The sequence below is a fragment of the Elusimicrobiota bacterium genome (assembly GCA_026388075.1).
Classification (GTDB): domain Bacteria; phylum Elusimicrobiota; class Endomicrobiia; order Endomicrobiales; family JAPLKN01; genus JAPLKN01.
In genome coordinates this window covers 1-7,395 of record JAPLKN010000001.1, presented here as the reverse complement: position 1 = coordinate 7,395, position 7,395 = coordinate 1, and the positions used below count along the sequence as shown (strand labels likewise).

General features: G+C 41.5%; 5 protein-coding genes. All 5 read left to right on the top strand.

The window, feature by feature from the left end; all coding sequences use genetic code 11:
* Positions 1 to 138 precede the first annotated feature (138 nt).
* The 5 genes from NT145_00025 to NT145_00005 all read left to right on the top strand — a co-directional run bounded on the left by NT145_00025 (position 139) and on the right by NT145_00005 (position 7,144).
* Positions 139 to 1,254, top strand: coding sequence for a hypothetical protein (locus NT145_00025; GenBank protein ID MCX5781085.1), 1,116 nt, complete (start codon positions 139 to 141; stop codon positions 1,252 to 1,254).
* A 332-nt stretch (positions 1,255 to 1,586) separates the two neighbouring features.
* Positions 1,587 to 2,120: a nucleotidyltransferase domain-containing protein gene (locus NT145_00020; protein MCX5781084.1), complete on the top strand. Its 534-nt coding sequence runs from the start codon at positions 1,587 to 1,589 to the stop codon at positions 2,118 to 2,120.
* The gene (locus tag NT145_00015) at positions 2,117 to 2,557 is read left to right on the top strand and encodes a HEPN domain-containing protein (GenBank protein MCX5781083.1); all 441 of its coding nucleotides are present in this window, start codon (positions 2,117 to 2,119) and stop codon (positions 2,555 to 2,557) included. The genes NT145_00020 and NT145_00015 overlap by 4 nt, the downstream gene beginning before the upstream one ends.
* A 272-nt stretch (positions 2,558 to 2,829) precedes the next feature.
* Positions 2,830 to 6,069 carry a CusA/CzcA family heavy metal efflux RND transporter gene (locus NT145_00010; protein MCX5781082.1) on the top strand — a complete coding sequence of 1,080 codons (3,240 nt, stop codon included), beginning with the start codon at positions 2,830 to 2,832 and terminating at the stop codon, positions 6,067 to 6,069.
* Between the two features lie 148 nt (positions 6,070 to 6,217).
* Positions 6,218 to 7,144: a M23 family metallopeptidase gene (locus NT145_00005; GenBank protein MCX5781081.1), complete on the top strand. Its 927-nt coding sequence runs from the start codon at positions 6,218 to 6,220 to the stop codon at positions 7,142 to 7,144.
* The last annotated feature ends 251 nt before the right edge of the window (positions 7,145 to 7,395 follow it).

Genomic DNA, 7,395 nt, shown 5'->3' with positions numbered 1-7,395 from the left:
GGGCAACTGGATTAAGATTTTATATTGTCTTTAATAAAGTGAGGAATCACCAACGGGATTATTTTGTCTTTACTTGACAAAAACCTAAATAGGTGACACATTTCAGTTCAATAGAGTCGGTTTTTTGAGGGAATTACATTGGCGGCAAATAATCAGAAGAAAATAAAAACGGAAGAAAGTAATGTCTGTTTTGTTCTCTCTCCAATTGGAGAAGACGGGACAGAGAAACATAAGAAATTTAAGGAAATTTATGAGCACCTCATTAAACCATCAATAGAAACAACTGGATTCGATTTAAAAGTTTTGCGCGCCGATGAAATTCTTCACCCCGGTTCATTTATTAAAGATATTCTAGAAAATATATATGACGCTTTTATCGTAATTGCCGATTTAACAACACAGAATCCAAATGTATTTTATGAATTAGGTGTAAGACATTCTTTAGTACCAAGAACAATACTGATTGCACAGTCAATTAATGATGTCCCGGCAGATTTGAGAGAGTATAGAACAATTATCTATAAAACCACATTAAAGGGCGGAAATATATTTAGAAAGAGAATGAAAAAATGTATTAAGGAAATAATGAATAATCCTCAAAGACCAGACAACCCAGTATTGGATAGACTTGGCAATGTTATTGAGAATAAGACAATTGGTTTAAGCATGGAAAACATTAAGCTAAAAAAACAAGTTGAAGATATTTTAAGCAAAGGTTTTCATAATATTCCAAAATCTGAGCAAATGAAAATTAATAAAGTAGAACCTTTTTCTGAGCTCATTTCAACACGAGTAGGTCGGATATTATCTCTTTTGAAAGCACAAAAGCAATCAAAATATAAATTAAATGGAGAGGGTGATGGCACAGTTATTTTTGGGAAAGGCAAAAATGAATATGAAATTAAATTAAAAACAGAGCAGGGAAATTTTAATTTATATTTTATAATGGAAAAAGGGATAATTAAGGAATATTGGTATTTATCAATTAACAATATAGGTAGGATTTACAACGTAATGAATGATTTAGCAGATATACGTGTATTATTAGAACAGTGCAAAACAAAAGAAAATCTGCGTTTTGTATTTATTATTGCGACTGATAAAAACTTAACTAGTGAAAGTAATAATATTCAGAAAGCTTTTAAAAAAATGCTATCTTTTTTAAATGTCAAGATTAGATTTAGATTTAATTTAGAAATCTGGGATGAAGGTGGATTGCTTAAGAAAGAAAAGGAATATGGTATTAGGTTTTAATTGAAATCAACCCAAGAACCCGTGCCAGGCTCCAAAAGACAGTAATTAGTAATGAGTGATGAGTGATTAGTAAAATCAAAAACAAAGACTGGATTCCCGTTTTCACGGGAATGTCGGGTCTTTTTGGCGGGCAGGCGTGGCTTTTATGATAGTGTGGGTGGTGTGGGCTATTAAGAACATCCCGCTTAGCACTCTTTCCCTTGACAAATATAAAGAGGTCCAGCATAATAGACACAGATCTAATATATTGGACACACTCACCCCTTGACAAACAGGTATTCGTTCATTATAATGAACATACGTTCAGTATAATGAACCAAGAGGTTTTTCTAATGAACAAGATATTTACATTTACCAGTACACAGAAAATACTTGAATTTCTTGCGAAATTCCCGGGAACTCAATTCCTTGCTACGGAAATTCAAGATAATGTCAAGATAAGCAAGGGCGGGCTTAATCAGTCGCTAAGGGAACTTTCAAAAGAAGGCCTGGTACACAGAATAAAAAAGGGAAAGATATTCTTGTATTCGGTAAACCATTCTAATCCAATAGTTAAACAATTTAAGATACTTAAAAATATTGAATCATTGCTTCCCGTAACAAACAAACTCAATGAAATTTCTGAAAAGATCGTGCTATTTGGCAGTTCGGCGAGGGGCGAGGATTCTTTTGAAAGCGATATTGACTTATTCGTTCTTACGAGGGACCCGGAGGCAGTGAACGAGGCAATAAGGAAGTATAAATTGGAAAGAAAAGTGCAGTTAATAGTGCGTACTCCGGTTGTTTATTCGGGGATGGAAAAAAAAGAACCTGTTTTTTTTGAAGAGATTCAGAGAGGTATAACGCTTTGGGAGAAGAAGGAATGAATGCTGAATTTCAGGATTGCCTTAAACGCAAAAAGATACAGGAATTTTCAAGAGGCGAGGCATTAATAGAAAAAGAATTAAAAACCGCGGAACAGGATCTTGCTTCAGCAAAAGAAAGTTTTGGTGCAAAAAACTTTAAATGGTCCACGATCCAGTCGTATTATGCCATGTTTCATTCAGCTCGGGCCTTATTGTTTTTAGAGAATTTAAGGGAAAAAAGCCATCATTGTTTGATTATCGCGCTTAGAGCTTTATTTGTTGATAAAAAACTCCTTCAAGCAAGCCTGGTAGAAAGCCTTCAGAAAGCAAAACTTCTCAGGGAAAATGCCGACTATTACGATGATTGGTCAGAAGGCACAGCGGAATCTTTAATTAGCGCCGCAGAACAGTTTTTCGAAGTAAGCAAAAAACTAATTTTGGACAAAAGAAGTAAATAGTTGCGATAGGCAGTGATTAGCAATTGGTGATTAGTTTGTAGACTGGATTCCCGATTACGGCCTCGGGAATGACAAGGCGAATAAGGTAAATGACCCCCCATAGGTTTCGGTGAAAGTTAAAAAAGATTAGTCGCTACCCCCGCAGTTTCCGTTGGAAACTATACGCGGGGACTCCTATTCAGAGAATCTAACGGAAGTTGACCCCTGCAGTTTCCTTCGGAAACTAAGCGCAGGGGCTCATAGATTTAGAAAATCTAAAGGAGAAGTTATTCGTGCTCAATAAAATTATTGACTGGTCGGCAAAGAACAAAGTGTTCGTATTTTTGGGGGTTATTTTTGCCGTTGCCTGGGCCGCGTGGTCAATAAATAATATTCCTCTTGATGCCATTCCCGACCTTACCGACACGCAAATAATAATCTACACAAAATGGGACCGCCCGCCGCAGGTAATAGAAGACCAAGTAACCTATCCCCTGATCTCAGCCCTCCTTGGCGCGCCGAAAGTAAAAGACATACGCGGTTTTTCGGATTACGGTTTTTCGTATGTCTACATAATCTTTGAAGATGGAACTGACGTTTACTGGGCGCGTTCACGGGTGCTGGAATACCTTTCCAAAATTACTCAACAGCTGCCTCCTGATGCCAAAGTTGAACTTGGCCCCGATGCCACAGGCTTGGGCTGGGTGTATGAATACGCCCTGGTTGACGAATCCGGCAAGAATTCGCTTGATGAACTTCGCACCTTCCAGGACTGGCACTTGAAATATGCCCTTCAGTCAGTAAAAGGCGTTTCCGAGGTAGCATCCATCGGGGGTTTTGTAAAACAATATCAGATTATCCTTGACCCGAACTCGCTTCTGGCGCACAACATACCTGTAAGTTCGGTTGTGGACGCCGTGAAGAAAGCAAATCAGGAAACCGGCGCGAGGCTTCTGGAATTTTCGGGAGCCGAGTACATGATCCGCGTAAAAGGCTACATTGAATCGGTTAAAGACATTGAAGACGCGGTTTTAAAAATTGAAAAAGGCGTGCCTGTAAAGATAAAGAATGTGGCAAAGGTCCAGATCGGGCCCGACATCCGGCGCGGCGTTGCGGAGCTTAACGGTACAGGCGAGACGGTTGGCGGCATCGTCGTGATGCGGTATAAAGAAAACGCTATGAACACGATCCGCGCCGTCAAAAAGAAGCTTGCCGAAATACAGTTTCCCGAAGGCGTAAAACTTGTTCCGACATATGACCGCTCGGAACTGATAGAGCGGGCGATTGCAACGCTGAAAAATAAACTTTTTGAAGAAATGATCGTTGTATCTCTCATAATCCTGATATTTCTTTTGCATATACCCACGGCGATGGTCCCGATAGCGACGCTTCCGATAGCCGCTCTCTTATCTTTTATCCCGATGTACTACATGGGCCTTACCTCAAATATAATGTCTTTGGGCGGTATAGCCATCGCAATAGGCGCGATGGTGGACGCTTCAATTGTCGCGGGAGAGAACGTTCACAAAACGCTCGGAAGGTGGATAGAGGAAAAACGACAGGGGGATTACAAGGAAGCCGTTATTAACGCAATAAAACAGGTCGCCCGGCCCACGTTTTTCTCGCTTATTGTGATCGCCGTAGCTTTCATGCCGATATTTACCCTGGAAGGGATAGAAGGCAGGCTTTTTAAACCGCTCGCTTTCACAAAAAACTTTGCCATGCTTTTTGCGGCGTTCCTTGCCATAACTCTTGACCCGGCCTTAAGGATGTTTTTAACGCGGCTTAATCCTTTTAAAATAAAACCTTCCTGGCTCAGCTCGGCCGTCAATACCGTTTTCGTCGGAAAAATACAGCCGGAAGAAAAAAACACTATATCGCGTTTTTTGTACCGGATATACACTCCCGTAGTGAATTTCGTGCTGAAGAAACCCTACGCGGTAATATCCGCGGCGCTTGTTGTGTTCATCCTGACCATCCCGGTTTTTTTCAGCCTCGGCAAAGAATTTATGCCGCCCCTAAATGAAGGCACCATACTTTATATGCCGACCACTCTTCCGGGGATATCAATAGACCAGGCAAAAGACCTTTTGCAGCTGCAGGATAAAATTATCAAATCGTTCCCTGAAGTGATAAGCGTTTTCGGAAAGGCGGGCCGCGCCGATACTTCCACCGATCCGGCTCCGCTGTCAATGATGGAAACTACGATAATGTTAAAACCCCAGAATTTATGGAGACATAAGGACAGATGGTATTCATCTCTGCCGGGTTTTTTACAGCATCCGTTCAGGTTTATGTTGCCGGACAGGATGTCCTGGGATGAGCTGATAAACGAGATGGATGATAAACTGAAACTTCCGGGCCAGATCAACGCCTGGACAATGCCCATCAAAGGCAGGGTGGACATGCTTACAACCGGTATCCGCACCCCAGTAGGCATAAAGATCTACGGCGATAATCTGGATAAGATAGAAGATATCGGCAAACAGATAGAGGAGCACGTTCGTCACGTGAAGGGGACGCGCAGCGTGTTCGCTGAAAGGACCGCCGGCGGATATTTCGTGACTTTTGATATCAAGAGGGACCAGATAGCCAGATACGGCCTGTCAATAGAAGACGTGCAGACGAACCTTATGGCGACCATAGGCGGGGAGAACATTACCCAGACCGTAGAGGGAAGGGAGCGTTTCCCGGTAAATGTCCGCTACCCCAAAGAAATGCGCAACAATATTGACGATGTTAAAAGAACGTATATCGCGACGCCTTCGGGGGCTCAGGTGCCGATATCCCAGCTGGCCAACATAAAAATAGAGACCGGCCCCGGAATGATAAGGGATGAGAACGGCCGGCTTGCCGGGTATGTTTATATAGATGTTTCGGACCGCGATCTTGGCAGTTATGTCAACGAGTTGAAATCCAAGCTAAAGAGCATGGTTAAGCTTCCCGCCGGTTACACGCTGGTCTACTCGGGCCAGTTTGAGCTTATGGAAAGGATAAAGCAGCGAATGAATATCGTAATACCGCTGACCCTTTTCATAATTTTTATACTTCTTTATCTGAATACCAGATCTTATATGAAGACATTCATTATTCTGCTCGCGGTGCCTTTCTCGCTAATCGGCGCGGTGTGGATACTGTTTCTTTTGGGGTACAACCTTTCTATCGGCGTGTGGTCGGGTATCATCGCGCTTTTGGGCGTGGATGCCGAAACCGGTATTTTTATGCTCCTATATCTTGACCTGGCTCATGACGAAATGAAAAAGAACGGGAAGCTCAATTCAATAGGCGATCTGAAGACCGCGATACACGACGGAGCCGTAAAAAGAATAAGGCCGAAAATGATGACGGCCTCGGTGTTATTCATAGGCCTTCTTCCCATAATGTGGGCTCAAAGCCATGAGATCGGTGCCGACTTGATGAAACGCATTGCCGCCCCGATGGTAGGGGGAATATTCACGTCATTTTTGATGGAACTTTTGGTTTATCCCGCGATCTATTTTTTGTGGAAGAAAAAGGGCATCTCTAAACAGTAAATCTAACCCATAATATTCAATTAGCTCAAAAAGCTGACCGTGTCATAAACATTCGCGACGGGGTTTTGCAGTAAAAGCTTCTGCGATTAAAAATAGATGTCAAAACTGTCATTAAAAAGAAAGGATGTTATCACTAGCGATATTTTTTATGATTAAACGGTTGATAAAAATATTTGTTGCTTCGTTCTTTGTATTCGCTTTTTTTAATATTTTGAAAACTGCTGATTCTCAAAGCTTTGCATCAAAATCAGTTCAACCGCAGCAAGTTGACAGCACAAAGCTTCTTGTAAGTGATTTGGATATGCGGCTTGCGCATCTGCAAAAACGTGTAACCGGCGCAAGTTTTTTTATAGGAAAAGTAAAAAGAAAAGAAAATCTTTGGAAAATAGCGCGTAAAAGGGGCTACACCGTTCATTCAATTCTTGGATGCAATCCGCAAATGGAAACTTATGATGTTAAAATTGATCAGCGTATTCTTATTCCTTCCAGAGGAGGCACCCTTCATCAGATTCAAAAAGGAGATACCTGGAAACTAATAGCGGAGCGTTATGACATTGAAGTAAGTGAATTACATAGGTTTAACGGAGGAGTGAAGAAATTAAAAAAAGGCGAATTTATTTTTGTCCCAGGGCGAATGCCGGACATTGATCTAATTAATCAAAGTTTGAGGGAAAAATATGAGTTGCGCGAACTTTTTGTTTCGCCTCTCGGAGGAAGGTTAAGCAGTTCTTTCGGGAAACGCCGCCATCCTGTTACCGGGAAACCTAGTTTTCACGGAGGGATAGATATTGCGGTTCCTGAAGGTACCTGGGTAGGCGCGTCAGCAGACGGAGTCGTTACTTTTGCAGGAAATGATGCGGGGCACTACGGCAAAGCTATTTTCATCAGGCATCAGAACGGGTATGAAACGCATTATGGGCACTTGTCTAAAATATATGTAAAAAGCGGGCAAAGGGTTCAAGCCCGAAAACTGATAGCAAGAAGCGGATCCACGGGGCGTTCTACCGGACCGCATCTGCATTTCACGATAAAAAGAAACGGCAAATCCATTGACCCGCTGAAATTCCTTTGGTGATAAAGTTTGCAGATATTATTATAAACCTCAACTTATAAGTTTTTTACTAAAATTTGACAAACGTACGGAATAAAAATGTTTAATTTAGAAAACACTTACATCGGGACAGTTATTCGGCCGCCCAGCGAAGCTGACAGTTTGATTTTTCAGGTTACACTGGGATGCACGGATAATAGCTGCATTTTTTGCCCGGCATATAAAGATAAACCGTTCAGGGCAAAAGATCTGAATATTATTGAAAAAGAAATTGA